The 26,345-nt window shown below is 72.2% G+C and carries 24 protein-coding genes and 1 pseudogene; 5 read left to right on the top strand and 20 right to left on the bottom strand.

Going from position 1 to position 26,345, the window contains the following annotated elements; translation table 11 throughout:
* The first annotated feature begins 139 nt into the window (after positions 1-139).
* From ACYU8V_RS01660 to ACYU8V_RS01650, 3 genes are all read left to right on the top strand, one after another.
* On the top strand, positions 140-1,423 hold the full coding sequence (locus tag ACYU8V_RS01660) for a lipase family protein (protein WP_460844695.1): 1,284 nt from the start codon (positions 140-142) through the stop codon (positions 1,421-1,423).
* Positions 1,424-1,434: 11 nt separating this feature from the next.
* Complete coding sequence (locus ACYU8V_RS01655; protein WP_460844694.1) at positions 1,435-2,859, top strand: DUF6801 domain-containing protein; 1,425 nt, start codon at positions 1,435-1,437, stop codon at positions 2,857-2,859.
* Between the two features lie 190 nt (positions 2,860-3,049).
* Positions 3,050-4,252, top strand: coding sequence for a PucR family transcriptional regulator (locus tag ACYU8V_RS01650; protein ID WP_460844693.1), 1,203 nt, complete (start codon positions 3,050-3,052; stop codon positions 4,250-4,252).
* Positions 4,253-4,311: 59 nt separating this feature from the next.
* On the opposite strand, the gene ACYU8V_RS01645 is transcribed toward ACYU8V_RS01650, so the two are convergent.
* The 20 genes and pseudogenes from ACYU8V_RS01645 to ACYU8V_RS01550 form a co-directional block, all read right to left on the bottom strand.
* A complete protein-coding gene (locus tag ACYU8V_RS01645) occupies positions 4,312-5,454 on the bottom strand; it encodes a helix-turn-helix domain-containing protein (RefSeq protein WP_460844692.1) in 1,143 nt (380 codons plus the stop codon).
* Positions 5,455-5,552: 98 nt separating this feature from the next.
* A complete protein-coding gene (locus ACYU8V_RS01640; protein WP_460844691.1) occupies positions 5,553-6,065 on the bottom strand; it encodes a hypothetical protein in 513 nt (170 codons plus the stop codon).
* Positions 6,062-6,661: a hypothetical protein gene (locus tag ACYU8V_RS01635; RefSeq protein WP_460844690.1), complete on the bottom strand. Its 600-nt coding sequence runs from the start codon at positions 6,659-6,661 to the stop codon at positions 6,062-6,064. The genes ACYU8V_RS01640 and ACYU8V_RS01635 overlap by 4 nt, the downstream gene beginning before the upstream one ends.
* 28 nt (positions 6,662-6,689) lie before the next feature.
* Positions 6,690-7,766, bottom strand: a complete 1,077-nt coding sequence (locus ACYU8V_RS01630) for an MlaD family protein (RefSeq protein ID WP_460844689.1) — start codon at positions 7,764-7,766, stop codon at positions 6,690-6,692.
* Positions 7,766-8,809: an MCE family protein gene (locus tag ACYU8V_RS01625; protein WP_460844688.1), complete on the bottom strand. Its 1,044-nt coding sequence runs from the start codon at positions 8,807-8,809 to the stop codon at positions 7,766-7,768. Before ACYU8V_RS01625 ends, ACYU8V_RS01630 begins: the two co-directional genes overlap by 1 nt.
* Positions 8,809-9,867: an MCE family protein gene (locus ACYU8V_RS01620; RefSeq protein ID WP_460844687.1), complete on the bottom strand. Its 1,059-nt coding sequence runs from the start codon at positions 9,865-9,867 to the stop codon at positions 8,809-8,811. Before ACYU8V_RS01620 ends, ACYU8V_RS01625 begins: the two co-directional genes overlap by 1 nt.
* The gene (locus tag ACYU8V_RS01615; protein ID WP_460844686.1) at positions 9,867-10,880 is read right to left on the bottom strand and encodes an MCE family protein; all 1,014 of its coding nucleotides are present in this window, start codon (positions 10,878-10,880) and stop codon (positions 9,867-9,869) included. Before ACYU8V_RS01615 ends, ACYU8V_RS01620 begins: the two co-directional genes overlap by 1 nt.
* Positions 10,880-11,896: an MCE family protein gene (locus ACYU8V_RS01610; RefSeq protein WP_460844685.1), complete on the bottom strand. Its 1,017-nt coding sequence runs from the start codon at positions 11,894-11,896 to the stop codon at positions 10,880-10,882. Before ACYU8V_RS01610 ends, ACYU8V_RS01615 begins: the two co-directional genes overlap by 1 nt.
* The gene (locus ACYU8V_RS01605; RefSeq protein WP_460844684.1) at positions 11,893-12,990 is read right to left on the bottom strand and encodes an MCE family protein; all 1,098 of its coding nucleotides are present in this window, start codon (positions 12,988-12,990) and stop codon (positions 11,893-11,895) included. The genes ACYU8V_RS01610 and ACYU8V_RS01605 overlap by 4 nt, the downstream gene beginning before the upstream one ends.
* Complete coding sequence (locus tag ACYU8V_RS01600; RefSeq protein ID WP_460844683.1) at positions 12,987-13,805, bottom strand: MlaE family ABC transporter permease; 819 nt, start codon at positions 13,803-13,805, stop codon at positions 12,987-12,989. Before ACYU8V_RS01600 ends, ACYU8V_RS01605 begins: the two co-directional genes overlap by 4 nt.
* Positions 13,806-13,807: 2 nt before the next feature.
* The gene (locus ACYU8V_RS01595; RefSeq protein WP_460844861.1) at positions 13,808-14,572 is read right to left on the bottom strand and encodes an MlaE family ABC transporter permease; all 765 of its coding nucleotides are present in this window, start codon (positions 14,570-14,572) and stop codon (positions 13,808-13,810) included.
* A 435-nt stretch (positions 14,573-15,007) separates the two neighbouring features.
* Positions 15,008-15,553, bottom strand: a pseudogene (locus ACYU8V_RS01590) (ABC transporter ATP-binding protein); the annotation flags it as partial.
* 156 nt (positions 15,554-15,709) lie between these two features.
* On the bottom strand, positions 15,710-16,447 hold the full coding sequence (locus ACYU8V_RS01585; RefSeq protein ID WP_460844682.1) for a hypothetical protein: 738 nt from the start codon (positions 16,445-16,447) through the stop codon (positions 15,710-15,712).
* 31 nt (positions 16,448-16,478) lie between these two features.
* On the bottom strand, positions 16,479-17,123 hold the full coding sequence (locus ACYU8V_RS01580) for a hypothetical protein (RefSeq protein WP_460844681.1): 645 nt from the start codon (positions 17,121-17,123) through the stop codon (positions 16,479-16,481).
* 178 nt (positions 17,124-17,301) lie between these two features.
* Complete coding sequence (locus ACYU8V_RS01575) at positions 17,302-18,507, bottom strand: DUF6801 domain-containing protein (protein WP_460844680.1); 1,206 nt, start codon at positions 18,505-18,507, stop codon at positions 17,302-17,304.
* 454 nt (positions 18,508-18,961) lie between these two features.
* Positions 18,962-20,107 carry a DUF6801 domain-containing protein gene (locus ACYU8V_RS01570; protein WP_460844679.1) on the bottom strand — a complete coding sequence of 382 codons (1,146 nt, stop codon included), beginning with the start codon at positions 20,105-20,107 and terminating at the stop codon, positions 18,962-18,964.
* A gap of 324 nt (positions 20,108-20,431) precedes the next feature.
* Positions 20,432-22,759: an ATP-binding protein gene (locus tag ACYU8V_RS01565; RefSeq protein ID WP_460844678.1), complete on the bottom strand. Its 2,328-nt coding sequence runs from the start codon at positions 22,757-22,759 to the stop codon at positions 20,432-20,434.
* Positions 22,760-22,941: 182 nt separating this feature from the next.
* Positions 22,942-23,442, bottom strand: a complete 501-nt coding sequence (locus tag ACYU8V_RS01560; protein WP_460844677.1) for a hypothetical protein — start codon at positions 23,440-23,442, stop codon at positions 22,942-22,944.
* A 54-nt stretch (positions 23,443-23,496) separates the two neighbouring features.
* On the bottom strand, positions 23,497-24,177 hold the full coding sequence (locus ACYU8V_RS01555) for a hypothetical protein (RefSeq protein ID WP_460844676.1): 681 nt from the start codon (positions 24,175-24,177) through the stop codon (positions 23,497-23,499).
* A 277-nt stretch (positions 24,178-24,454) separates the two neighbouring features.
* Positions 24,455-25,012: a 2,4'-dihydroxyacetophenone dioxygenase family protein gene (locus tag ACYU8V_RS01550; protein ID WP_460844675.1), complete on the bottom strand. Its 558-nt coding sequence runs from the start codon at positions 25,010-25,012 to the stop codon at positions 24,455-24,457.
* 113 nt (positions 25,013-25,125) lie between these two features.
* On the opposite strand from ACYU8V_RS01550, the gene ACYU8V_RS01545 reads away from it, so the two are divergent.
* Positions 25,126-26,136 (top strand): AraC family transcriptional regulator, encoded by a 1,011-nt coding sequence (locus ACYU8V_RS01545; protein ID WP_460844674.1) that lies wholly within the window; start codon positions 25,126-25,128, stop codon positions 26,134-26,136.
* Between the two features lie 47 nt (positions 26,137-26,183).
* The gene (locus tag ACYU8V_RS01540) at positions 26,184-26,324 is read left to right on the top strand and encodes a hypothetical protein (protein ID WP_460844673.1); all 141 of its coding nucleotides are present in this window, start codon (positions 26,184-26,186) and stop codon (positions 26,322-26,324) included.
* Positions 26,325-26,345: the final 21 nt, after the last annotated feature.

The following is a 26,345-nucleotide window of genomic DNA, read 5'->3' as shown; positions in this document are numbered from 1 at the left end:
TGGCGCGGATCGCGCGCTTCGCGGCCGCGAATTGTCCGGCCGTGACAACCCTCACCCGGATGCCGCCGCGGCCCCAGCGGACACCCGCGGAGCGGTGCGAGCATCCGCGGATGAGGACGTCTCACCGAGAGGAACGACCGTGAGGAAGCCCGAACTCCCCGCCCACCTGCAGCGCCGCTCGTACGCCGTGCTGGCCGCGGCCGGACTGCTCGGCTCGATCGTCACCCTGAGCGGAGCGGGCGTCGCGGCCGACCGCGCGCAGGCCGCAGCCCCGGCCACGGTCAGCGCGTCGACGACGACCCTCGATGACGCGTTCTACACGCCGCCGAGCCCGCTGCCGGCGGGCAACCCCGGCGACGTCATCCGGTCGCGGGTGGCCCCCGCGGGACCGAGCACCACCCAGGCCATCGCGAACGCGTGGCAGGTGATGTACCGGTCGACCGACGCCAGCGGAGCGGCGATCGCGACGACCGGGACGGTGCTGGTGCCCAAGGGCGTCGACGCGGCGCACGCCCCGATCGTCGGCTTCGCCCCCGGCACCCAGGGCCTGTCGTTCAACTGTGCGCCGTCGAAGATGATCGCCGGCGGCTCCTTCTACGAGCAGCCCGCGGTCAACGCCATGCTGCGGGCCGGGTACGCCGTCGCGGTGCCCGACTACGAGGGCTACCACGCCGACCCGTCGGCGACGTACATGACCGGGCCCGCGATGGGGCCGGCCGTCCTCGACATGGTGCGCGCGGCCCAGTCGCTGCCCGCCGACGGCCTGTCGGCCAGCTCGCCGGTCACGCTGCGCGGCTACTCCCAGGGCGGTGCTGCCGTCCTGTGGGCGGGCCAGCTGCAGCCGACGTACGCACCGAGCCTGCCGCTGAAGGGGATCGCCGCCGGCGGCGTACCGGGCAACCTGTCGCAGGTCGCGCTGCCCCTCAACGGGTCGAGCGGGTTCGGCCTGCTGGCCATCGCGCTGATCGGCCTCGACAACGCCTACCCCGAGCTGAACCTGCAGAGCTATCTCAACGACGCGGGCAAGCAGGCCTTCGCGCAGATGGAGAACGGCGACTGCGCGCTCGACCTGCTGCAGAAGTACCAGGGCAAGACGCTCGCGGACTACACGACCACCAACCCGCTGAGCAACATCACCTGGCTGACCCGGGTCAGCCAGAGCACGCTCGGCAACACCGCCGTCCCGGTGCCGGTGCTCGAGTACCACGGCACCACCGACGGTCTCGTCGACTTCGCCCAGGACGACGCGCTGCACAAGACCTACTGCGCCAAGGGCGTGCAGGTGACCTGGAAGACCTACGACACCAGCAGCCTCGGGAAGACCCCGGCGTCCCACATCTCACCGATCTCCTGGGCCAACGACGACGTCATGGCGTTCCTCGCCGACCGGTTCGCCGGCAAGCCCGCGACCACGAACTGCTGAAGGGGACCACGATGATCAACCGCCACCAGGTGCGTCGGGCCGTCGCCGTCGCCGCGAGCGGCGCCGCCCTGACGGCGGCCGCGGTCGCCGCCGGCGCCTCGCACCCCTCCCCCGCGGCCGCCGACTCCACCGCCACATTGCAGTTCCACTGCGCGTTCCCGCTGATGGGCCAGCAGCCGGTGACCCTGCAGATCGGCACCAGCCTGCCGACGTCGATCGCGGCCGGCGCCTCGACCGGGCAGGTGAACGTCACGGCCGTCGCCACGATCGACAGCGCGACCGCGGGCGGCCTGCGCACCGTCGGCGCCGCCAGCCTCGACGGCACGGCCCTGACCAGCGAGTCCCTCGTCTCCCCGTCGGGCAGCGCGCTCCCGCTCAAGGTGCCGGCCAAGGTCGCGACCACCCAGATCCCGTCGTCCGGGCCGGTCCAGGTCGACGCCTCGGCGACGATCGCGCCGCTCACCTTCCCGACCGCCGGCACCTGGACCGTCACGATCGACTCGATGCTGCTCACCGTCACGCCGCACGACGCGGGCGGCCGTACGACGGGCCTCGACACCTTCGACTCCGACTGCACCCTGGACCCGGGCCAGGGTGGCGTGGTCGCCACCGTGCAGGCCACCGGCAGCACCGCGGACACGACCCCGCCGACGGCACCGGGCGCCCTCACCGCCTCCGGTACGACGTCGACCGCCACCAACCTCAGCTGGACCGGCTCGACCGACAACGTCGGCGTGACCGGGTACGACGTCCTCCGCGACGGCACCCCGGTCGCCACCGTGACCGGGACCAGCACCACCGTGTCGGGGCTGTCGCCCGCGACGTCGTACTCCTTCACCGTGAAGGCGCACGACGCGGCCGGGAACGTCTCGCCGGCCTCGTCCGCGGTGCAGGTGACGACGCCGCCCAGCCAGCCGAGCACGGTCAGCTACACCTACGGGCTGCAGGGCACCACGCACCTGGCCGCGCCCGGCTCGGACGCCCACCTCTCCGGCACGGTGGCCGCCACGCTGACCACCGGCACCGGCGCCTTCACCGCGACCCTCGGGCTGAGCCCCACGACCACCTCGTTCAAGCTCTACGGCTTCCTGCCGGTGACGGCCAGCGTCACCTTCGCCACCGTCGGATCCACGACCGGGCAACTGTCGCCGACGGGGCTCACGTCGACCTCGCAGGTCCTCGTGAGGCTGCCCAGCATCACGCTGTTCGGGTTCCCGGTGGGCGGTGGCGCCTCCTGCCAGACCACCACGCCGGCCCAGATCCCGCTGCGGTCGGGCGCCGGGTTCGACCCGGTCAAGGGCGGAGCGCTCACCGGCAGCTACAGCCTCCCCAGCTTCGCCAACTGCGGCTACGCCACCGCGGCGCTCAACATGGTGGCCCCGGGACCGGGCAACACCGTCGACGTGACGCTCACGCCGACGGCGCCCACCTCCTGACGCCGGCCCCCTGCGCGTGACAACGGGGCCCCCGGACCGGGAGCCCCGTTTGTCATCGCGGCCACAACGCCCGATCACAGCTCGGACACGGCGACGGGCGGGCCGACGCCCGGCCGCTGCCGCACGGCCGGCCCGGGGATACACCTGGATCGGTGGCGCCGCCCGGTGCCACCGATCCGAGGAGACGACCGTGACCGTGACCGCGCTGCCCGTGACCGCGAGGAACGCGAGAGCCGCGACGGCGCCCGTCCCGCCGCAGGTGATCGCCCACATCCGTGCGGACCTTCCCGCCCTCTCGGCCGACGTCCTGAGCACCGTCTGCCGGGTCGTCCCCTCGCTGCGACCCCTCGTCGAGCAGCACCGGGCCCAGGCGGCGCGCGCGGTCACCCTCAACGTCACGACCTTCCTGGACCGGCTGCAGATGCCCTACCGCCGGCTCCCCGAGCGCGACGAGATCTGCCGGCAGCTCGGCCGGCTCCAGGCCGGGGAGCCCGACGGGCTGGTCGCGCTGGAGACGGCGCTGCGTGTCGGCGTACGGGTGTCCTGGCGGCGGTTCGTCCAGCTCGCCGAGCGCGCGCAGGTCCCGTCCCGGGTGCAGTCGCGCATCGCCGACGAGCTCTTCGGCTACCTCGCCGAGATGACCGCCCTCGCGCGCGAGGGCCACACCGACGCGCTGGCGAGCCGCGGCGACCTGGCCGCGTCACGACGCGAGCTCGTCCGCGTCCTGATCGACGGCCCGTCCGACCCGCGGGCCCTCGCCGAGCACGCGGAGCGCGCCGACTGGCCGCTGCCCGCGCAGGTCACCGCCGTGGTCGCCGTCCGCGCGCCGGGCGCCGAGGTCGAGACCGGTCGCCTCCCCGGCGAGGTCCTGACCGACACCAGCACCACCCGGACCATCCTGCTCGTGCCCGGCGCCGCCGATCCGCAGGTCTGCGACGACCTCCGGCGAGCCCTGCAGGTGACCTCGCTCGCCGTGGGACCGCCCGTCCCCACCGAGCACGCTGCCGACTCGCTGCACTGGGCGCGCCGGCTGCTGCGGATGCAGGAGAGCGGCCAGGTCACGCACACGAGCGTCGCCCGGACCGAGGACCACGTGCTGTCCCTGCTGCTCACCGAGCACCCGCACCTCGGCGCGTGCCTGCGCTCCCACCACCTCGCGGCCCTCGACGGGCTCACCGCCAGCAGGCGGGAGCGGATGATGGAGACGCTGGGGTGCTGGCTGAGCCTGCGCGGCGACGTCGCCGACATGGCCGAGGCGCTCGGGGTGCACCCGCAGACGGTGCGCTACCGCATGCGACAGCTGCGCGACCTCTTCGGGGCGCGTCTCGAGGACCCGCAGTGGCGGATCGAGACCGAGGTCGCCCTGCACGCGGCCAGCCTCGCGCGGGACTGATCCCGAGCGTCGGAGGGGGCTGTCCGGGAGATCCCGGACAGCCCCCTCTCGCTGACGGCTCAGGCCGCGGGCTGCGGCTCCTCGTCCAGGTAGCCCGCCCGCCAACGCGGCAGCGTCGCGCGCAGGGCCAGCAGCAGGGTGAGGTTCTCGTCCGCGTCCAGCCGGTCCCCGAACAGCTCGCGCAGCCGCCGCATCCTGTACCGCACCGTCTGGGGGTGTACGCCGAGCCGCGCGGCCAGTGCCGGAGCACTCCCCCCGGTCTCCAACAGGAGCAGCAGCGTCTCGGAGAGCACCTGGCGGCTGCGGGGCGCCTCGCTCAGCAGCGGCGCGAGCTCGCGCTGGATCACCAGCTCGCGCATCAGCGGCTCGGAGTTCACCCACAGCTGGGCCACGAAGTCGACGCACTCGATCATCCCGGTCCCGGGGATCACGCCCAGGTGCCGCAGCTGCAGCGCGCGCGACGCCCACCGGAACGCCGATGCGCCGTGCTGGACGGCGACCGGCCAGCTGGTCGCGGCACTCGTGCCCGAGCCGAGGAGGTGGACCAGCCGGTGCCGGGCGCGCTCGATCGTCTCGGGAGAGCCGATGACCGCGGAGACCGGGTGGGCGCGGTGGACCAGCGCCGCCTCGGGGAGCCCGGAGAGGTCCGGCATCGGCTCGTCGCGCGGGGTGCTGATGGCGATCACCTGCAGCAGGTCGGGCAGCCGCCACCCGGTGTGGGCGGCCAGCTGGGCGACGTCGCGGGTCGGGCTCTCGGCGAGCAGCTCGGCGGCGAGCGACCCGCGCCAGCGCTGGGAGTCGTGCTGCAGCTCCATGACGGCCGCGCGGTGGCCCAGCGTCATCTGCTGCTCGAGGTGGTCCATGTGGGCGAACAGCGCGTCGCCGATGCGGCCCAGCATCCCGTCGGGGATGTCGTAGTCGCGGCAGGTGCGATGGATCGTGAGCCACGCGCAGCGGGTCGCGATCAGCATGGTCGAGCGCAGGTGCTCCAGCGACCGGCCGCTGAGCGCCTCGGTCCGGCCGACCTTCTGGAACACGTCGTCGACCTCCGCGCGGTGGGTGCGCTCGCCGGCGATGCGGTCGACGAAGTCGGTGATGCCGACCCGGACCGCCTTGACGATCATCGCGCCGCTCCAGTCGCTCTGCGCCCCGGCGTACGCCGCCACCCGCTGCTGGATGACCTTGGCGATCTGCTCGGTCATCGGGCCGATCAGGGGTCGCGCGACCGCCGCCAGCTCCGCCGGGAGACCCGGACATCCGCCGCGCGGGGCTGCGCCACGAGGACGTGCGACCGCTCGGGTCACAGCAGCTCGATCGATGAAATCTTCCATGTCCCCTCCAGGTGTTGGGCCGCGACCTTGATCTGGGTGGGCGCGACGTTCACGGCTCCGTCGGTCCCTCGTGTCGACATCTGGTTCATGAAGACGAGCAGCTGGGCGTCGGTGCCGGTGAGGCGCTGGACGCCGACGTCCAGCAGCGATCCCCGGTACACCAGCCGCTGCTGCCGCCCGACCCCGGCGAGAGCGCCGTACAGGCGGTCGTACTGGTGCAGCGCGTCGCCGACCAGGACCTGCGACGCGGCCTTCCGTGGTCGGTCGGGGTGCCGGTAGTCGTAGGACAGCACCGCGGCGAGATCGGCGCGGACCGCCTGCACGACCTGGCTGGTCGCGGCACGGTCGGCCACGGCGGAGTTGCCGTCGGCGGCCGCGTGCAGCGCGCCGGTGCGGTCCAGCAGGACCGAGGAGCACACGGCCGCGGCCACCGCGGAGGCACCGAGCGAGACGACGGCCCGCCGCCAGATGCGCGTGGTCATCGCTGTGCCACCTCGATCGGGACGATGCTCGACACCAGCCAGGTGCCGCTCACCTCGCGCAGCTCGACGCGGTAGCGGTGGCGCAGGACGTGCGCGCGACCCTGGGCGGGCTGCACCGTCACGGTCACGAAGGTCATCGCATCGGCGGTGCCGGCGTGGCTGTCGAGGCCGGTCACGGCCACCTCGGCCACCCGGCCGGTGGACACCGAGCGCGTGGCAGCCAGAGCCGTGCGCTCCTTGGCGCTGACCCGCGACATCTGGTCGTGCAGGTCGCCGGTCGTCACGGCCTGCCAGGTCGCGAGCGCCTGGCCCACGTGCGCGCTGTCGAAGGTGTTGAGGGTGGCGACGTCGCGGGTGGTCGCCGCCACCACCGCGTCGCGGGTCGCGGCATCGATCCGCCGGGGGTCGTGCTGTGCCCGGTCGAAGCGCACCCAGCTCCAGGCCAGCAGGCCCACGCAGAGCAGGAAGACCACCAGCGCCGCCACACCGTGCCGGCGCAGCGCGGCGTGCCCGTCCGGCGCTGTGGGCGCTCCCCCGGTGGCGACCCGGTCGGCGCTGGTGCGCTCGGCCGGCTCCTCGGTGACGATCGTGGTCATCTGGCTGTCCTCCGTCGGGTGGGGTCGGTCATCGCGCGCTCGCCGCACCCCTGCGCGGGCCGGCGGTGCAGCCGCCGGTCAGCAGGAGGGGTACGTCGCCGGTCTCCAGGCCGGCACGCCGGGGCTGGGTGTAGCCCCGCTGGCACGGGAGCGGCTCGGTGAAGTTGGTGGTCAGGCCCATCGAGAAGGCGCCGTCGCGCAGCGTCGAGGCGATGTCGCCGACGACCCGCGGGCCGGTGCTCAGGATGCGCTCCAGGTCGCGGCTGCGCGGCGCGAGCGCTCCGTTGAGACTGAGCAGGTCGCGCAGCAGGATCGTCATCGGCTGGCCCACGTCGGCGAAGAGCTGCTGGACCTGGAGCGCCGCACCCGGCGCCTGCAGGATCGCCTGGCGCAGCGCGCGGTCCGAGCCCGCCAGCGTCGCAGCGATCGCACGCAGGCTGGAGCTGGAGGACACGATCGATCCGGCCGCCAGCTGCTGGGTGCGCAGCACCGGTGCGACGTCCTTGATCAGCGCCAGCGTCGGGCCGGCGTTGGCGTCGGCAAGCCGGGCGAACCGGGTCGAGGTCTGCAGCAGGCTGCGCAGGTCGGTGGCCGAGCCCGCGGACGCGTCGTACATCTCGTCGACCACGCGCTTCATGGCGTGGGTGGGCAGGGAGTCGCTGAGGTCGACCATGTCCTGCAGCAGCAGGTTCAGCCGGACGGGCAGCCCGCTGTCGGTGACGGCGATGGTGTCGCCGCCGGCCAGGTAGGGCCCGGCATCGCTCGAGGGACGCAGGTCGAGGTACTGCTCGCCGATCGCCGAGCGGTTGCGGACCACCGCCTGCACGTCGCGCGGGATCGGCACGTCGGAGGTGATCAGCAGCGAGGCCCGTACGCCGTCGGGGCCGGCCTCGAGGTGCGCCACCCGGCCCACGGGCACACCCCGGTAGGTCACCTCGCCGTTCTGGAACAGCCCGCCGGTCCGCGGCAGCGTGGCCGTCACCGTGTAGCCGGACAGGCCCAGCATCCGGCCGACGCCGACGTAGCTGGCCGCGACGTAGGTGATGCCCAGCGCCGCCAGGAGACCGAAGATCGCGAGCTTCAGGCGCATGCTCCGCATCGACATCAGCGGCCCCCTGCCTTCAGGCCGGACAGGAGCACCGGCGGCATCGCCCGCAGCGCGCCCTGGGGCTGCTGGGTCCGCCGGTCGGCGATGTTCATCGTCACGAACAGGTTGAGGTAGTCGCCCTTGACCGCGTCGAGGACGGCGTCGCTGAACGGGAAGGTGGTCAGCAGCTGCAGCGACCGGGGCAGGTCGGAGCCGGCACGGGCCAGCGCGTTCAGCGTCGGGTGCAGCGAGCGCAGGTCGCCGATCATGTTGCGGCCGGCGGCGCGGACGGTGCGCACGGTGACCGCGCTGAGCGTGTTCAGCGACGTGAGCATCCTGACCAGGTCGGCCCGCTGGCCCTCGAGGGCCGTGATGCCGGGAGCGAGCTGGGTCAGCGCCGTGTCGATCCTGCTGCGGTTGTCGGCGAGGGAGACGCTCAGCGCGCGCATGCCCTCGATCGCCCGCGTCGCGGATCGGCGGTGCCGATCCAGGGTCGCGACGAAGTGGTCCATCCGCGACAGGAACAGCCGGATCTCGCCGGTGCGGCCGCGACCGATGTCACGGATCTCGCGGGAGAGGTCCTGGAACTGCCCGACGCCACCGCCGGTCAGCAGCATCGACAGCGCGCCGAGCACCTCCTCGGCGTCGACGGCCTGGGACGTGGCCAGCCGGCCGATCGTCGCGCCGTCGGCCAGCGGTGCCGAGGACGAGCCGGGCGTGAGGGCGACGTACTTCTCACCGAGCAGGCTGGTCTGCGCGAGGCGCGCGGTGGTGTCCGCGGTGAGGCCGAGGCCGCCGCGCACGGCCATCGTCACCTCGGCGCTGCGGCCGTCGGGCGCCAGCCGGATGCCGGTCACCTCGCCCACGGGCACGTCGTCCAGCTTGACGCTGGACTGGGGCACCAGGTCGAGCGCGTCGCTGAAGTCGGCCGTGATCGTCACCGGGTCGGAGCCGAGGTCCGGACCGCCGGGCAGGCGTACGCCGTACACGCCCTGGCTCAGGCCGCAGCCGGTGAGCAGCAGGCACAGGCAGCCGCAGAGCACAGCGAGGGATCGCCGCATCACCGGTCACCTCCACCGGGCAGGAGCAGTCGCGGCGCGGGGTGGCGGGTGACGTCGACGACAGGCCCGCCCCACAGCGTCACATCGTTGGGATCACCGCGGCCGACCAGCAGCCGGTGCGCCGGGTCATAGGCGGCCAGCACGTTCTGCAGCGCGACCGGCAGCACCTGGAGCAGCCGGGCCAGCGACCTGCGGCGCGCCGTCAGCAGCTCGGTCGTGGAGCTGAGCGAGCCCACCGATCGCTTGATGTGGGACCTGTTGTCCACCAGGAAGCGGCGCAGCATGCCCATCGCCGAGGCGAGGTTGCGGATCCCGGAGCTCATCGAGCGGCGGTCGCGGGCGAGCTGACCGGTGACCACCGCGAGGCCGGCGTCCACATTGCGCACGTGGCGGCCGTTGGCGCGCAGCAGACGGGCGAGGACGTCGAGGTTGCGGAAGCTCGCGAACGTGTCGGACCCGGAGCTGGTGAGGGTGCGCGCGGCCCGGCCGAGGCTGGTGACCAGGGTCCGCATCGCGGTCCCGTTGCCGCGCAGGTTCCTGTCGGCGACCCGGATCAGCTGTGACAGCGCACCGTCGCGGTTCGCACCGCGCGGGCCGAGCAGGGACGCGACCTGGTCCAGGCTCTGGTAGAGCTGGTCGACGTCGACGGGCACCGCCGTGCGGGACAGCGGGATCGTCGTACCGGATGCGATGCGGTCGCCGGAGACCCACGGCTCGGTCAGCTGGACGTAGCGGTCGCTGACCAGCGTCGGTGCGACGATCACCGCTCCCGTGTCGGGCGCCAGCGCCACGTCGGGGTCGACGTCCATCGCGACGACCACCTGCGAGCCCTCGGGCCGCACCGACGTCACGGTGCCGACCTTCACCCCGAGGACCCGGACGTCGGAGCCCTGGTAGATGCCCACCGCGGTGGTGAAGTCGGCGGTGAGTCGGGTCGGGGCCGTGGCGAACGGCCGGGTGATCACGACGGCGAGAGCGCCGACCAGCGCGAGCAGCGCCACGATCGCGGCGAGCGCCCGCAGCCGGGTGCTCCGGGGCAGCGTGGGGATCCGGGGCATCATCGCCGGCCTCCCGGGTGGCAGTTGCGCTGCGCGCGCGGGTCGAGCTCGGGCCGGCCGTTGCTGTCGAACAGCCCGCACAGGTAGCCGTCGACCCACGGGCCGGAGCCCGACGCGTCGGTCAGCATCGTGTAGTAGGGCGCGAGCAGCTGCAGCGCGCGATCGATGTGCGCGCCGTTGTGCTGCAGGATCCGCGCGACGGTGTCGAGCTTGCGCAGCGCCGGCGCCAACCGGCGCCGGTTGTCGTTCACCAGGCCGGCGACCTGGCGCGAGAGCAGGTCGGTGCCGACCACCAGCTGGTGCAGGGCGGTACGACGGGCGGCGAGCGTCGTGATCAGCTGGTCGCCGTCGGCGAGGATCCGGCCGAGCTGGCCGCCCAGCCCGGCGAACCGGCCGGTCACCTGCCGCGCGTTGCGCATGAGGCCGGCCAGCTGGGTGTCACGCGAGCCGATGGTGGTCGCGAGCGCGGTGAGCCCGGTCAGCATCCGGCGGATGTCCTTCGGCGTGCCCTGGAAGGACGCGCTCAGCGCGCGGAAGCTCGCCGCCAGCTGCGGTACGTCGATCCTGCCGACCCTGCTGGCGAGCCCCTCCAGCGCGGTGCTCATGTCGTAGGGCACGGTCGTGCGCTCCAACGGGATCGTCGCGCCGGCGGCGAGGGGCCGGTCGCCGGCGGGCTCGAGCTCGACGTACTTCTGGCCGAGCAGGGTCTTGAGCTCGACGGAGGCCGTGGTCTGGTCGCCCACCCACGCGTGCTTGACCTTGAACGAGACCAGCACGGAGTCGCCGTCGAGGCGGACGTCGGTCACCTTGCCGACCTTCACGCCGGCGATGCGGACCTCGCTGCTGGTCGTCAGGCCGGCCGCCTCGGTGAAGCGTGCGGAGTACGTCGTACCTCCGCCGATCACCGGGAGCGAGGACGAGAAGAAGGTCAGCACGACGACCATCGCCAGGGCGATCGTGCCGAGCACGGCGATCCAGGCCGGGTTGCGCTCACCGAACTGCTTGATCCGCATCAGTGGCACCTCCCCGCGACAGCGTCGACGCCGAGGCCGCCGAGGTAGCCCTGCACCGCCGGGATGTCGCCGCCGACCGAGCAGAGGTAGAAGTTGACCCAGGAGCCGTAGCTGACGGTCCGGCCGAGGCGCTCGAGCTTGAGCGGCAGGTTGGTCAGGGTGCGGTTCAGGGTGCCGCGGGCCGCGGCGAGATTGCCCGCCAGCCGGTCGAGGTCGACGACCGTGGACCGGATCGGCAGCCGCGCCTGGCGCAGCAGGCCGCCCACGCTCGTGGTCATCGCGCCGATCCCCGCGATGCCGCTGGTGATCGTCGAGCGGTCCTGGTTCAGCCCGGTGACCAGCCGCTGCAGCGATCCGACCAGCGAGCTCAGGCCGGCGCCGTTCCTGCTGACCGTGCCGAGGACGCGGTTGAGGTTGTCGATGACCTCGCCGATGATGCGGTCCTTCGCGGCCAGCGTGCTGGTGAGCCCTGCGGTGTGCGCGATCAGGCTCGACACGGTGGTCCCCTCGCCCTGGAAGACGGAGATGATCTGCCCCGACAGCTCGTTCACGTCCTGCGGGGAGAGCATCCGGAACAGCGGCTGGAAGCCGTTGAAGAGCTGGGTGAGGTCCAGGGCCGGCCGGGTGCGCTCCAGCGGGATGGTCGAGCCCGCGGCGAGCAGCCCGCCGGTCGCGGTGCCCTGGTCGAGCGAGACGTAGCGCTGGCCGAGCAGGTTGCGGAACCGGATCTCCGCACCCACGTCGGACGTCAGGTCGACACCGGCATCGACCTTGAACGTCACCAGCGCCTGGTCGCGGTTCGCGATCGCGACGTCGGTCACCTGCCCGACGCGTACGCCGGCCATCCGCACGTCGTCGCCCGCGTTGAGGCTCGGGGCCGCGGTGAACAGGGCGTGGTACGTCGAGCCGGTCCCCGAGCCACCGTTCTGGATCGTGAACGCGAGGCCCAGCGTGGCGATCGTCGTGACGACCACGAACACGGCGCTCTTGAGCAGCGGCGGCAGGAGTCCCCTCATCGGTCGCTCCCGGCGGCGCGCAGGGACGGACCGAGCATCAGCCCGGCCCAGGCGCGGGCGGACCGGGTGCCGCCGCTCGGGTCGGGGCAGCTCGGCGTACCGCTGGAGAGGGAGGGGCCCGACGTGTAGGGCCGCCGGCTCGCCACGACCTGCGCGCGCACATGCAGCCCGGGGCGGGACGTCCCGGCACCGAGGGCCCGGTCGACCCGCGGCACCATCGCGGTCAGGGTCGAGGCGAGGCAGGGGAACTCGGCGGCGTACCGGCCGAGCACGTCGAGGACCGCGCGGCTCTTGGCTGCCACCGCGATGACGGTGCCGCTGTTCGGGCCGATCCACCCGCTCGCGGTGTCGGAGGAGGAGGTGACGGCGGTGAACAGAGCGTGCAGCTGGCCGTCCATGTCGGTGACGGTGTGCGCGGTGGTGGCGAGGTCGGACAGCGCCGCGAGCAGGTCCGGCGTGGCCACCGCATAGGTGTTCGCCACCGACCCGAGCCGGTCGAGGTCCTGCGACAGCGCGGGGATCGCGGGGTCGACGCGGCGCAGGTAGCGGCCCCACGCGTCCATCGCGTCGCCGATCGCCGGGCCCTGCCCGCGCAGCGCGGTCGTGAGCGCGCCGAGGGTGGCGTTGAGCTTCTCGGGCTGGACGGCCTTGAGCACCGGCAGCAGCGCGTCGAAGACCTGCTGCAGCTGCAGGGCACGGTCCGAGGAGTCCTGCGCGATGACCTGGCCGTCGCGCAGCCCGGTGGTGGCGTCGCCGGCCTGGACCAGGCTGACGTCGCGCTCGCCGAACAGCGACTCCGGCACCATCTGCGCCACCACGGCGCGCGGGATGGTGCGGGCGCGGTCGCTGTCGATGTCCAGGGTGAGGGTGGCGCCGTCGGCGGAGGACTCGATCCTCGCGACCGTGCCGACGGGGACCCCGAGGTAGGTGACGTCCGACCCGGTGCGCAGCGAGTTGCCGACCGCGTCCGCGTGCAGGACCACGGTGATGTCGTCGGAGAAGACGTGCTGGTACGACGCGGCGGCGACCAGCACGAGCACGCCCGCCAGGCCCAGGTAGACCAGGCCGAGCCCCGCGTCGACCGCGCGCCTCATCCGGCGATCCTCACCGTGGTGGTGGCGCCCCACAGGGCCAGCGACAGCACGAAGTCCAGCAGCGCGACCGTGACGATGCTGCGCCGCACCGCGCGACCGACCGCGACGCCGACACCGGCGGGTCCGCCCGACGCGTGGTAGCCGTAGTAGCAGTGGATGAGGATGACCACGACGGCGAACACGAGCACCTTGAGGAACGACAGCAGGATGTCGACCGGCGGCAGGAACAGCCGGAAGTAGTGGTCGTAGGTGCCCGCCGACTGGTGGTAGAACCACACCGTGATCGCGCGCGACCCGATGTAGGAGGTCAGCAGGCCGACCACGTAGAGCGGGATGATCGCGATGAACCCGGCGATCATCCGGCAGGTCACCAGGTAGGGCAGGCTGCGCACCGCCATCACCTCGAGCGCGTCGATCTCCTCCGAGATCCGCATCGCGCCGAGCTGGGCGGTGAAGCCCGAGCCCACGGTGGCCGACAGGGCGAGCGCGGCGACGAGCGGGGCGATCTCGCGGGTGTTGAAGTACGCCGAGATGAAGCCGTTGAGCACCGAGGCGCCGACCTGGTTGAGAGCGGCGTACCCCTGCATCCCGACGACGGTCCCGGTGAACAGGCTCATGCCGAGCATCACGCCGATGGTGCCGCCGATGACGGCGAGCGCGCCCTGCCCGAAGGTGACCTCGGTGAGCACGCGGAGCACGTCGCGCGGGTAGCGGCGGGCGGCCTCGGGGATCCGGCTGATCGCGCGGACGTGGAAGCGCAGCTCCGAGCCGAGGCCGGCGAGGGCGGTGACGGGGCGACGGATGAGGGCGCGCATGCTCAGGCCCCCTTGGCGGGGACGAGCTGCAGGTACAGCGTGGTCGTGACGAAGTTGACGAAGAACAGCATCAGGAAGGTGATCACCACGGACTTGTTCACGGCGTCGCCGACGCCCTTGGGACCGGAGCCGGGGTTCAGGCCGCAGTACGACGCGACCACTCCGGCGATGAAGCCGAACAGCACCGCCTTGATCTCGCCCACGAGCAGGTCGTCGACCTGGGCCAGCGCGGTGAAGCTGGCGAGGTAGGCGCCCGGGGTGCCGCCCTGCAGGACGACGTTGAAGATGTAGCCGCCGGCGACGCCGACCACGGACACCAGGCCGTTGAGCAGTGCCGCGACGCCCATCGAGGCCAGCACCCGGGGCACGACGAGGCGCTGCACCGGCGAGATGCCGAGCACCCTCATCGCGTCGATCTCCTCGCGGATCGTGCGGGCCCCGAGGTCCGCGCAGATCGCGGCACCGCCCGCGCCGGCGATGGCGAGGGTGGTCACGATCGGAGCCGCCTGCTGGATGACGGCCAGGACGCTCGCGGCGCCGGTGAAGGACTGGGCGCCGATCTGCACGATCAGCGTGCCGAGCTGCAGCGCGATCACCGCACCGAACGGGATCGCCACCAGGGCCGCGGGCAGGATCGAGACGCTCGCGACGAACCAGAACTGCTCGACGGTCTCGCGGGCCGAGGGGCGCCGGGTGAACAGCGACAGCACGACATCGAGACCGAGCGCGTAGAGCCCGCCGACGGCCCGCAGGCCCCGCACGACCAGGTTGTACGCCGGCGGAAGCGGCACCGCCGCGCGCTCGACGTCGGCCGGGGGCCGGCGTACGACCAGGTCCTCGAGCTCCGGGGCCTGCTCGACGCGCTCGGCGCGGGCCAGCGCTCCGGCGCGCGGGGGCAGCCCCGGGGACGGCTCGAGCTGGACCGGGAGGGTGTCGATGGTCGAGAACGGCCGGGTGTCGTCGGGGCGCAGGTGCCGTCCGCGGTCGGCCTCCTCGGCCATCCCGATCGGCCCCTGCATCCGGCCCGCGAGGAACTGCACGACGGCGGGCTCGTCGCTGGTGAGCACGGCCTCACGCGGGCCGAAGAGGATCAGCTCGCGTCCGTAGAACATGCCGAGGTTGTCCGGCAGGCTGGCCGCCATCTCGATGTTGTGGGTGACGACGAGGACGGTGGCGTCGGTCTCCGCGTTGACGTCGACGAGCAGCTGGGCGAGGAACGACGTCCGCACCGGGTCGAGGCCGCTGTCGGGCTCGTCGCACAGCACGATCTCGGGCTCGAGCACCAGCGCGCGGGCCAGTCCGGCCCGCTTGCGCATGCCGCCGGACACCTCGCCCGGCAGCTTGTGCTCCTCGCCGGTCAGGCCGACCAGGTCGAGCAGGTCGCCGACCCGGCTGCGGACCTTCGCCGCGCTCATCCGCTCGTGCTCACGCAGCGGGAAGGCGATGTTGTCGGCCAGGGTCATCGACCCGAACAGGGCGCCGTCCTGGAAGAGCACACCGAAGCGCCGCCGCAGCTCCTGCTTCTCGGCGTCGCCGGCGGTCACGACGTCGACGCCGTCGATGAGCACGGAGCCGGCCTCCGGGCGGACCAGGCCCATCAGCGCCTTGAGGAACACCGACTTGCCGGTGCCCGACGGCCCGAGGACGGCGGTGATCTCTCCGGCGGGGATCGTGAACGACACGTCCCGCCAGATGGTCTGGCGACCGAAGCTCTTGGTGAGCCCTTCGACCTGCACGGCCGAGCCCATGGCGTCCCCTCCCTGAGGCTGCATGCACGCCTCCCGAGAACTCCCCAGGCGTGTCGAGCGTCACTCTGTCGCGAACGCGGAGCCGTTACATCGACGAAATCACTTACTTCGACTACCGAGATGCGTACGCACCCCACGTACGTGGTCGGTGGACGCTCACCCTCGGCCCGGCAGGGGGAACGGGTCCGGGGTGTTGCCGCTGAGGATGCTGCCCTGGCGGATCTCCAGCGGGCTCCCCGCGCCGGAGACGAAGGAGGTCAGCAGCTGGTCGTTGCCGCGGCCACAGCCCACGAACGGGGGCACGTCGATGGTGCCGCTCAGGGATCCGCCGTTGATCGGGCTGTACCCGTCCTGGCCGGTCAGCTGGACCCAGGCGGGGAACGCGGTGTGGCAGCCGGCCCGCAGCGTGGCGACGTCGTGGCCGTCCACGCTCATCCGGGTCACCCCCAGCACCACCCGGCCGCGCAGGGTCTGGCCGGAGCCCGACACCGGGCCCACCAGGACCCAGGGCTCGACGGTGCCGTCGGCGCGACGCAGCTGGCTCATCCGGATGGTGACGACCGCGGGAGCGATGCCGAAGGCCACCGAGCGCACCGAGAACGGCGAGAACTCGCCGTACCCGCTCTTGCCGGTGCGAGCGAAGACCTCGGCGTGGACCTGGTCGTCCTTGATCCACGCACGGACGAAGGTCGGGGTGACGGGCACGCGGAACCACTGCTTGTTCGCGACCACCTCGCCCCGGCCGGTGTTCGCCACGTTGCCCTGCGCGGCCAGCGCGTCGGAGGGCGGGCTCCAGGGCGGCAGGCGGCCGGGGCTCGACGCCTGCGAGGCCCCCGCGAGGGTCGCGAGGCAGGCGGCGACGAGGACGCCGGCCACGGCGAGGCGCGCCGGCACGTGGCCGGCGCGACCTCGCCGCTCCGGTCGATCAGGCGACGGCGAACGCATCGCACGCGGATGCCGCGGCGATCGCCGCGTGCAGGCGCCGCTCACGGTCGGCCAGGTCGACCACGAAGCCCGGGTAGACCTTGCCGTCGACGGTCATCGACCCCGCGGCGCGCAGGGTGCTCACGATGTCGGGGGACGGAGCCACGCTGCCGCGGTGCAGGGTGCCCTGGGCCCGGCGCATGACAGCCTCCGCGCGGGAGAGCCGCACGAGCGCGTGCCGGAAGGCGGCACGGTCGGCGGCGGACGTGGGTGCCGGGAGCCTCTGCAGCTCCCGGTGCTGGGCGGCCAGCATGCCGGCCATGGTGCCGAACATCTGGGACATGCCGTTGATGGTGGCGCGCGGGTCCGACCGGTTGATCGTCGCGGGCGTGACCTTCTGGTTGTGCGCCGCGACGACGCGGCACATGCCCGCCGCCCACGAGACCAGCGCGGTCGACGGTGCGGGGGCTCCTGCCGCGGATCCCTGCTTCTGGGCGTGCTTCTGAGCCCCGGGGCCCTGCGCGTGCGCGCTGTTGACGGGCGGCGCGACACCGGCGCCCGGCGAGCCAGCGCCGCAGCCGGTCAGGGAGATCGTGAGTCCTGCTGCGGTTGCCGCGAGCAGGCTGGTGGTGCGGCGGTTCCACATCTCGGGGTTCCTCCATCGTCTGGCAGGTGGTTCTGGTTCGGTGCTGGTCCTGCTGGTCCTGCTGGTGCGGCCGCGTCGTCGCCGATCAGCGACGACGCGGCCGTCCCGGTCAGTGACCCGGTCAGTGGTACGTCGGGGGCACGGGGTCGGCCGCGCCCCCGACGTGCTCACGGTGCGATCAGGGCGCGAGCTTCGCGGTGATGGTGTTGCCGCCACCGGACATGAACGCGCTGATGATCGAGCCCCACGAGCCGCACTGGTCGTTCAGCGCGGGCAGGGTGTAGGTGCTGGCGATGGGGCCACCGACCAGCGGGTTGAACGGGTCGGCCGACGACTCCAGCTTGATGCTCGCCGGGGTCACGGTCTGGCAGCTGGGGCCGCCACCGAGCGGGAAGCCGAACGCCGAGACGTTGAGGATCTTCACGTACGTCGAGGCGTTCGCGACCAGGTGGCCGTTCAGCAGGGTGCCGGTCGTGCTGACCGGCTTGAAGCCGACCTTCGCGGTCACGGGCAGGAAGCTCATGATCTTGAAGGAGCCGCTGGTGTCGTTGAGCACCAGCGCCGCGTCGTAGCTGCCGGTCGACAGGTTGTAGTTGGCGTCGATCGAGCCGGTGAGCGGGACGGTGCCGTTCGCGCCCTTGATGAACGAGCTGCCCGTGAGACCGAAGTGGTACGGGATGGTCGTGGGCGTGGGGGTCGGCGTGGGGGTCGGCGTCGGAGTCGGCGTGGGGGTCGGAGTCGGCGTCGGAGTCGGCGTCGGAGTCGGCGTCGGCGTGGGAGTCGGCGTCGGCGTCGGGGTCGGCGTACCGCCGCCGGTGATCGAGAACGAGGCCAGGCGGGTGCTCTGGCCGGCGTCGACCGTGCACGGCGCGTTGAACGAGCCGTCCGCGTTGCCGCCCGGCAGGGCGATCGGGGCGCCGTTGGCGTCCCGCGCGGTGATGACCAGGTCCAGGTTGCCGACGTCGATGGTGCCGGTGCCCGCGGTCGGGAAGGTGATCGACGGCGTCTGCCCGGTGGCGTTGAGGTTGAACTCACCCGAGGCCGGGACGGTGGCCTTGGCCACCGTGACCGGGACGGCCAGGTTCGGCAGGCTGACCGAGGGCGCCTGCAGGTTGGCGTGCGCCGTGGCCTTGCCCTCGAGGCTCTTCGCCCCGATGAGGGAGAGGCCCGAGGTCGTGTTCGCGCTCACGGTCGCGACCGCGTTGATGTCGAACGGCGGAGTGGCGGTGCCGGCCGCGACGGAGTCGGGCAGGTTGAGCGTGATGGCCACCTTCAGCGCCTGCTGGTTGATCAGCGGGAACGTGCAGGTGTAGTTGAGGTTCAGGCTGGCCGGCGCCGCGCTGGCGGGTGATCCACCCGCGGCCCCGATCAGACCTGCGCCCAAGAGGCCGCCAGCGACCACGGTCGCCAGTGCCCTTGAGGGTCGCTTCGTGATTCCCATTGTTGTTTCTCCTGCTTCTCGGGTGTGAGTTGAGACCAGGACCCCCCGTGACAACTCGGCCTGGCGAAGCTGGTTCGGCAGACGCTCCTGTCGGAGTCCGGCGTGCTCAACGTCCGACCGGGCGGTTCACGGCGGCAATCGGTTCGGTGGCGGGCAGGGGTTCGTTACCGAACCGAGATACTCGATTGCGACACAGGTGAGGGGCGGGGCCGATCGGCCGTTACGCCGTTGTCACGGGGCGTGGCGCAGGTCTCACGGCGGCTGCAGGGCGGTTCCGGCGAGGTGTCCGGGCCGCCCGGCGCCCGTGGCCCACCGATCGAAAAAGGGCGCAGCCGCGCCCGCGTCGTACCGCATGGGGAGCGGTACGACGCGGGCGCGGCCAGCAGGCCCTGGGGCGCTACTTCACCATCGTGATGACGACCTTGGCGCTGCTGCCGGTCGTGTACGCGTTGCCCAGGTAGGTCGCGACGAACGTGTCCTTGCCCTTGGGCAGCTTCTTGCTGAGCGTCGACGGCACGGTGAGCACCGCGGCGCCACCGGACAGCGAGCCCTTGGCCAGCACCAGGCTCTTGAAGGCGAGCTTCACGGCGCCGACGGGGATCAGGGCGCCGGTCTTGCTCACCACCTTCACCTTGACCTTGAAGGACTTGCCGATCTTCACCTTGGTCGCCGAGGGGGTGGCCTTGGTCGTGGTCGGCGCCTTGCCGACCTTGACCGTCACCGTGTTGGTGTCCTGAGCGGCTCCGTCCGAGACGGTGTAGGTGAAGTTGTCGGTCCCGATCCACCCGGCCTTGGGCTTGTACGTCGCCTTGTTGCCGACCACGCTGACGGTGCCGTTCGCCGGCGTGCCCACCGTGTAGGTCAGGGCGTCACCGTCGGGGTCGGAGCCCGGCAGCGTCACCGCGACCGGAGCGCTGGCGGTCGTCGAGGCGGTCGCAGGGGCCGCGGTGGGCGGGGTGTTGGCCGGCGGGGTGCCGGTGATGTCGAAGCTCGCGAGCCGGGTGCTCTGGCCCGCGTCGACCGTGCACGGCGCGTTGAACGAGCCGTCCGCGTTGCCGCCCGGCAGCGCGATCGGCTGGCCGTTCGCGTCGCGGACGGTCATCCTCATGTTCAGGCCGCCCACGTCGATGGTGCCGGTGCCCGGCGCCGGGAACGTGACCGACGGGGTCTGGCCGACCGCTGCGACGTTGAACGTGCCGGAGGCCGGTACGTCGGTCTTGGCGATCGTGACCGGGACCTGGAGGTCCGGCAGGTTGACTGACGGCGCCTGCAGGTTGACGTGCGAGATGGCGGAGCCCTCGATCGTCTTGCCGCCGACCAGCGCGAGCCCGGAGGTCGTGTTGGCGCTGACCGTCGCGATCGCGTTCACGTCGAAGGGCGGCGTGGGCACGCCCGCGTCCACCGTCGCCGGCAGTCCGACGGCGATGTGCACGTGCAGGGGCTGCTGGTTGATCAGCGGGAACGTGCAGGTGTAGTCAAGGTCCAGCGTGGCGGGGTCCACGGCGTGTGCCGGGGCGGCGGTCGCCGTGACGGCCAGTCCCACCCCCACCGCTCCTGTTGCGATGGCTGCGAGCGCCCTCCGCGCCCGCCCATTCGTTCCGAGCATGGTTCTCTCTCCCGATTCCCTCTGTTGAGGATCCGCCGCCCCGCACGACGCCCTTCCTCTCCGGGCGCGGCAGGGTGCGCCCGAGCGCAGGGCGAACCGCGTCCGAGGCTCGCGCGCGCGAGAGCGGGTCGCAATCGGCCCGACGGGCGCGCGTCGCCCGTTACCCGACCGAGACCTTGCTTTGGCATGCACCTCACCAAAGCGCGGCGGCCGCCGCACGGCGTTGTGACGTGTCGACGGCGCGGGCGGACGGTGACCGGATCAGTCGGACGCGTTGCTCGAGCGCTCGTGGATCCACGCCGCGACCTGCGTGCGGCTGGCGAAGTCGAGCTTGCCGAGGATGTGGTTGACGTGGGTCTCGACGGTCCGCTGCGAGATGACGAGATGCTCGGCGATCTCCCGGTTCGTCATGCCCGTGGCCACCAGGCAGGCGATCTCCATCTCGCGGCGGGTCAGCAGGTCGTCGGGACCGGTGTCGGCGGGGACCTCGTCGGCGAGGTCCTCCAGCGCGGCGGCGATGCCCTCGGCGGCGGTGAGCGCGTAGCCCTCCAGGAAGGCGGCGTGGGCGGCGGCCTCACCGATGCGTGCCACCACCCGGTCGGTGTCGGCGTTCATCTGCTCGCGGAAGGCGACGTAGTAGTCCGGCGAGGTCCCGAGTGCCTTCCACTCGGCCGCCGCGGCGCCGATGATGCGCGCCGCCGACACGCTGCGCCCGTTGCGCGCGGCGACGCCGGCGCTGACGGTCAGCGCGAACGCGACGAGCAGCCGATCGCGCACCTGCCGCTCGAGCCGGAACACCTCCTGGCAGGCCTCGCGGGCCTGCTCGAGGTCGCCGGCGAGCAGCTCGGCGGCGCCCAGCGACCAGACGGCCCAGGACCGCCAGAAGATCTCGCCCTTGGCGGCGTACTCGGCGATGCACCGGCGCAGGACCACGCGGCCGCCGTCGAGATCTCCGGCGAGCACCGTGGCGATGCCGTAGTTGTAGCGGGCCCACAGCTCACCGGAGGGATCGCTGCCCTCCTCGGTGAACATCTCGTCGGCCCGCAGGAAGTACGACGCCGCCTCGGGCATCCGGTTGCCGATCAGGGCCTCGTAGCCCCGCACCAGCTCGACGTACGCCGGCGAGGTGTCCGTGCTCGGGGGCGCCGATGCCGCGGCCTCGGTCGCGGCCTGCCAGGTGGCGCGGTCGCCGTGGATGATCGCGACGAAGGCCGCGATCCAGAGCGCGTCCGTGCGCCACTTCGCGTCGGGGCGGGCCGCGTCGAGCAGCCGGGAGAAGTGCCGCCGGCTCTCCAGGGACAACCCGCCGGCGAGCCAGTACTCGCGCAGGTGGACCGCGAGCTGCAGGCCGACCGTGGCCTCGTCCGGGTCACCGGCGCAGAACTCCAGCGCGGCGCGCAGGTTGGCCAGGTCGCGGCGCAGCCGGCTCGACCACTCGACCTGGTGGGGTCCGAGCCAGGCCGCCTGGAAACGGCGGGCGAGCTCGAGGAACCAGTCGCGGTGACGGCGGCGGAAGGGCACCAGCTCGTCGGCGGCGACCAGCTGCTCCTCGCCGTACTGCCGCACGGTCTCGAGCATCTGGTAGCGCACGACACCGCTGCGCTCGTCGCGCAGCAGGATGGACTTGTCGAGCAGGCCGTCGAGCACATCGAGGACCTCGGCGGCGGGCAGGCCGTCGCCCGAGCAGACCGCCTCGGCGGCGTCGAGGTCGAAGCCGCCGACGAAGACCGACGCGCGCGCCCAGAGCAGGCGCTCGGCGTCGGTGCACCGCTCGTGGCTCCAGTCGATGACGGCCCGCAGGGTGCCGTGGCGGTTCGGGCCGATCTTGCGGCTGTCGCCGCTGAGCACGGCGAACTGCTCGCCCAGCCGGTCGGCCAGCTGCCGCACCGACAGCACCCGCAGCCGGATGGCGGCCAGCTCGATGGCGAGCGGCAGCCCCTCGAGCTGGTCGCAGACCCGCACCACGTCGCGGGCGTTCTCGGCGGTCAGCGCGAAGGACGGGACGACCGCCTCGGCCCGCTCCACGAACAGCCGGACCGCGTCGAACTTCTCCAGGCTGTCGAGTCGCTCCCCCGGCTCCGGCGTGGCCAGCGGCAGCACCGGGTGGATGCGCTCGCCCGGGATCCCCAGCGACTGGCGGCTGGTGGCGAGCACGACGACCTTCGGGCAGGACCGGATCACCGCCTCGACGAACTGGGCGCAGGCCTCGATGAGGTGCTCGCAGTTGTCGAGGACGACGAGCATCTCGCTGTCGCGCAACGCGTCGATCACCACGTCGAGGACCGCACGCCCGTTGAAGTCACGCAGGTCGAGCAGGTCCGCCACGGTGCTCACCAGCAGGTCGGAGGAGACGACCTCGGCCAGCGGGACGAACAGCACCCCGTCGGGGTGGTCGCCGCCGACGATGGCGCACAGCCGCAGGGCCAGCCGGGTCTTGCCGACGCCACCGGGACCGGTGAGGGTGACCAGCGGTCCCGACTGCAGCTGCTGGCGGGCGTCGGCGATCTCGGCGCCGCGGCCCACATAGGTCGTCGCCTCGGCAGGTGGGACTCCCACCATCGTGGCGGCGCCCGTCATCGTCTTGTCCATCGTCACCCCCGACCCCCAGCAGACCTCGAGCTACTCGGATACGTCGGGCACTCCCTCCCAAGAGTCCCGTTCCCTGCACGATAGACCAGGTCACGGTCGTTGAGAACGACGTCCGTCGGACTCCCCGACGGTGGTGACAGACCGTGGACCCGGAACGCCGCGCGGCTCCGATCGCGCCCGCTTCAGCCTCGCAGGGACCGGTGTCGCGGGTCGCGGGTCGCGAGGTCGTCGCGGCCCCCGTGCGCTCCTGCTCGGGATGAGCGCCGGGCCTGCCAGGCGGACCAGACGACAGCCACCGCGAGAAGCTCACTGCCCAGCGCGGGGAACGACAGCGGTTCGGTCCAGCTGCCGACGTCGTCGGCGAGCTGCGGCAGCGCGACGGTGCGGGTGAGGACGTAGGCCGCCACCGCCAGCACGTTCACCCCCGCGACCATCGCCCACACCGCGGCGGTGTCGCGGAGCAGCACCAGCACCGCGAGCGCGCTCGCGGTCACGACGAGGAGGACGAACGCCACCCCGGCGTACGGCGCCTCCTCGAGGTGCTCGGGGATCAGGGGGATGTGCGTTCCGGCGCAGACCACCAGGCAGGTGGCCGCGAGCCAGCGGTCGTCCGAGCGCCAGGACCGGCACTCGTCGTACGAGATGCCGGCGGCGACCGCCGGCAGGTTCGGCGAGCTCGTCACGAGACCCACCCCTTTCGGGTGCGGGGGGCGGCAGCTGCCGCCCCCCGGACCGACTCAGTGGACGGAGAAGAACAGGAAGAGGTTGGTGCGCAGGACCGGCGTCGTCTTGCCGGCCTTGACCTGCTGGAGGAGATACCCGGCGGACTTGTGCTCCACGATCCGGTTGTACTCGGCCTTGTTGGTGACGCCGACGACACGGACGTCCCACCACTCGGGGCGGTCGTTGTTGCGGTCGGTGATGAAGTGGTCGTGCCCGGGCGTGGCGAAGTTCTTCAGCGCGGACGTGAGCTGGGCGTCGGTGAGGGTCGGGTACAGCGGCTTGAGCGCGGGCTCGATCCGGGTGAGGTCCAGGGTCCCGGGGTGGTCCACGCAGACCAGGCCGGCCGGGCACTCCATGCTCATCGCCGGCAGCTTGAACCCGAGCGGCACCAGGACGAACAGCGGGTCGAAGTGCGCAGCCGGAGCGTTGCGGAACTTCTTGCCGACCTCACAGCCGCTGGAGGACTGGGCCGACACCGAGGTGTCGCAGAAGAAGCCCTTCGTGTAGCGGAAGTTGAGGGTGTGGCCCTGGAAGTTCGCGCGGGTCAGGCCGAACTCCGGGATGCCGCGACCCATGCTCATGGCGTTGCTCGACGGACCACCACCAGCGGCGGCCGCGACGCCGAGGCCACCGGCCATCAGCAGGACGGTGAGACCGGCGACCAGCCGGACCCGTGCACTACGGAACATCTTCATCTGAGCTCCTCGTGGAGAAGGGGCAGCCACGATGACTGCCGCCGTGGAGGAGTTCGTGACCCACCTCACATCGGATGGGTCGGTTCTCGAGACTTTGCCGAGAAGTCCTGGCGGAGCCGGCGCTACCCGGCCGGCACCTTGTCGACCGCCGGGAGGTCCACGGCCGTGTCGGCGGGATCGGCCGCGTCGGTCGCACCTGTTACCTCGGGTGCGCCGCAGCGCGTGCTCCGCGTTAACGGAACGCCGGAGCGCGCCGGTCCCGGCGTACGACGCGTCGTCATCCGCCGGCCGTCATACCTGCCGCACCACCGCCGATGTAGTTGATCGGCGCGACGCCCTGGGCCTCCGCGAGTTGGTCGGCGACGAACCTGATGAGCGATGCGTCGAGGATCGAGTGGAACGTGCCGTCCTCGGCGAAGTTGATGTTGGCTCCGACCACGCGCACGAGGATCGTGGTGTTCTCGGTGTTCGTCGCCGGGCAGACGAAGGTGTGCGCCGATCCGCCCGGCTCGTACAGGTAGCAGCCCGCGGTCTGGGGGCTCTCGGGGTACTCCAGGTAGTGCCAGCTGCCGGAGAACGTGAAGACCTCGGCGACCCCGGTGTGGTAGTGGAACGGCACCTGCGAGCCGGGCTCGAAGGTGGCCAGGACGACCCACTCGCCGGCCTCGAGGTCGAGGCGCAGCGGCTTGAAGTGGACGCCCTTCCCGAGCGCGTTCTCCAGCAGCGCGACGTCGTTGCTGTCGATGGAGAGAAGCTCGCCCTGGGGCAGGGCGACGACGGGAAGGGGCGATCCGGACGCTGTGAAGACCGGGCCAGGGGTTGCGGAGATCGTCATGTCATTTCCTTTCAGAGGGCACGCACACAGGTCCGTGGCGATGGCTCCGACGATGTCACCGGCCGGTCGGCAACGACTTGACATCTGACGACAAAGATTTGACTCTTGGCGACATGGACCTCATCCGGGGTACGGCGTTGGAGGGCATCGAGGACCTCGTCGCCTCGTTCGGCGCCGACGCAGGCCCGCTGCTGCGCCGGGCCGGCATTCCGCGCGCGGCCGTCGGCGATCACGACGCGTTCATCAGCTTCCGGGCCCTGGTGAAGGTCATGGAGTCCGCCGCAGCCGTCACCGGCGCACCGGACTTCGGACGCCGGTTGGCGCTGCGTCAGGGCATCGAGATCCTGGGGCCCGTCGGCGCAGCCGCACTGAGCGCACCGACCTTCGGCGACGCCCTGGTCGCAGCCTCGCGCTACCTGTCGACGTACAGCCCCGCTCTCGAGGCGTCGCTCAGCGACGCCGGCCGCGACCGGAGGCTGTTCGAGATCCGCGTGATCCTCGATCGACTGGGCGACCACCGCCAGCAGAACGAGCTCAGCATCGCGGTGGCGTTCCGGATGCTGCGGCTGCTCGCCGGTGGCGGGTTCTCGCCGGTCGCCGTGCACGTCCCGCACGATCCGCTCACGGCGCGTGAGGACTACCTGCGCTACTTCGGGACCAAGGTCCGGTTCGCCGAGCCCTTGATGGGGTTCACGCTGCGCACACGCGACCTCCACCGGCCCATCGGGCACGGCGGCGAGCTGCACAAGGTCGTGCGTTCCTACCTGGACTCCGCGCTCGCGGACACCGACGCCGACCTGGTGAGGTCCACGACCACCCTTATCCGCCATCTGCTCCCGACCGGGAGCCTGAAGTTCGCCCTCGTCGCCCGCCAGCTCGACCTGCACCCGCGGACCCTGCAACGCCGGCTCGCGGAGCGGTCCGAGACCTTCGACGGCCTCGTCGACCAGGTACGCCGCGACGTCGCCACCCACCTGCTGCGCGACTCGGACATGCCGCTCTCACAGCTCGCCGGCGTGCTCGGCTACAGCGAGCAGAGCGCCTTCACCCGGCGGTCCCACGCCTGGTTCTCCATGGCACCGACCGCCTACCGTCGCGCTCTGCGGTCCGCACACCGGGAGTAGCACGCGATCCCGCGGCTGTGCTGGTCGCTGGAACTAGAGTCCTGAGCGTGGACCTGCCCGTCATGCCGCCGATCCAGCCGATGCTCGCCAAGCCGATCAAGGGAGTGCCCGACGCGGCCGCGATCGCCAAGCTCGACCCCGCCGGACTCAGCTTCGAGCCCAAGTGGGACGTATTCTTCATTTTTTGAACGTAATCGGCCTACCCTGAC

The organism is Nocardioides ultimimeridianus (genome assembly GCF_054777895.1).
The sequence above is the reverse complement of the archived record's forward strand: the minus strand, read 5'-3'. Positions and strand labels throughout refer to the sequence as shown.

Bases quoted from the DNA above. Each gene is read 5' to 3' on its own strand.
- ACYU8V_RS01635 (WP_460844690.1), bottom strand. From the start codon at position 6,661: ATGACCACGATCGTCACCGAGGAGCCGGCCGAGCGCACCAGCGCCGAC.
- ACYU8V_RS01615 (WP_460844686.1), bottom strand. From the start codon at position 10,880: ATGCGGATCAAGCAGTTCGGTGAGCGCAACCCGGCCTGGATCGCCGTG.
- ACYU8V_RS01545 (WP_460844674.1), top strand. From the start codon at position 25,126: ATGGACCTCATCCGGGGTACGGCGTTGGAGGGCATCGAGGACCTCGTC.
- ACYU8V_RS01555 (WP_460844676.1), bottom strand. From the start codon at position 24,177: ATGAAGATGTTCCGTAGTGCACGGGTCCGGCTGGTCGCCGGTCTCACC.
- ACYU8V_RS01625 (WP_460844688.1), bottom strand. From the start codon at position 8,809: ATGCGGCGATCCCTCGCTGTGCTCTGCGGCTGCCTGTGCCTGCTGCTC.
- ACYU8V_RS01565 (WP_460844678.1), bottom strand. From the start codon at position 22,759: ATGGACAAGACGATGACGGGCGCCGCCACGATGGTGGGAGTCCCACCT.
- ACYU8V_RS01600 (WP_460844683.1), bottom strand. From the start codon at position 13,805: ATGCGCGCCCTCATCCGTCGCCCCGTCACCGCCCTCGCCGGCCTCGGC.
- ACYU8V_RS01605 (WP_460844684.1), bottom strand. From the start codon at position 12,990: ATGAGGCGCGCGGTCGACGCGGGGCTCGGCCTGGTCTACCTGGGCCTG.
- ACYU8V_RS01630 (WP_460844689.1), bottom strand. From the start codon at position 7,766: ATGTCGATGCGGAGCATGCGCCTGAAGCTCGCGATCTTCGGTCTCCTG.
- ACYU8V_RS01645 (WP_460844692.1), bottom strand. From the start codon at position 5,454: ATGACCGAGCAGATCGCCAAGGTCATCCAGCAGCGGGTGGCGGCGTAC.
- ACYU8V_RS01620 (WP_460844687.1), bottom strand. From the start codon at position 9,867: ATGCCCCGGATCCCCACGCTGCCCCGGAGCACCCGGCTGCGGGCGCTC.
- ACYU8V_RS01655 (WP_460844694.1), top strand. From the start codon at position 1,435: ATGATCAACCGCCACCAGGTGCGTCGGGCCGTCGCCGTCGCCGCGAGC.
- ACYU8V_RS01550 (WP_460844675.1), bottom strand. From the start codon at position 25,012: ATGACGATCTCCGCAACCCCTGGCCCGGTCTTCACAGCGTCCGGATCG.
- ACYU8V_RS01640 (WP_460844691.1), bottom strand. From the start codon at position 6,065: ATGACCACGCGCATCTGGCGGCGGGCCGTCGTCTCGCTCGGTGCCTCC.
- ACYU8V_RS01610 (WP_460844685.1), bottom strand. From the start codon at position 11,896: ATGAGGGGACTCCTGCCGCCGCTGCTCAAGAGCGCCGTGTTCGTGGTC.
- ACYU8V_RS01580 (WP_460844681.1), bottom strand. From the start codon at position 17,123: ATGTGGAACCGCCGCACCACCAGCCTGCTCGCGGCAACCGCAGCAGGA.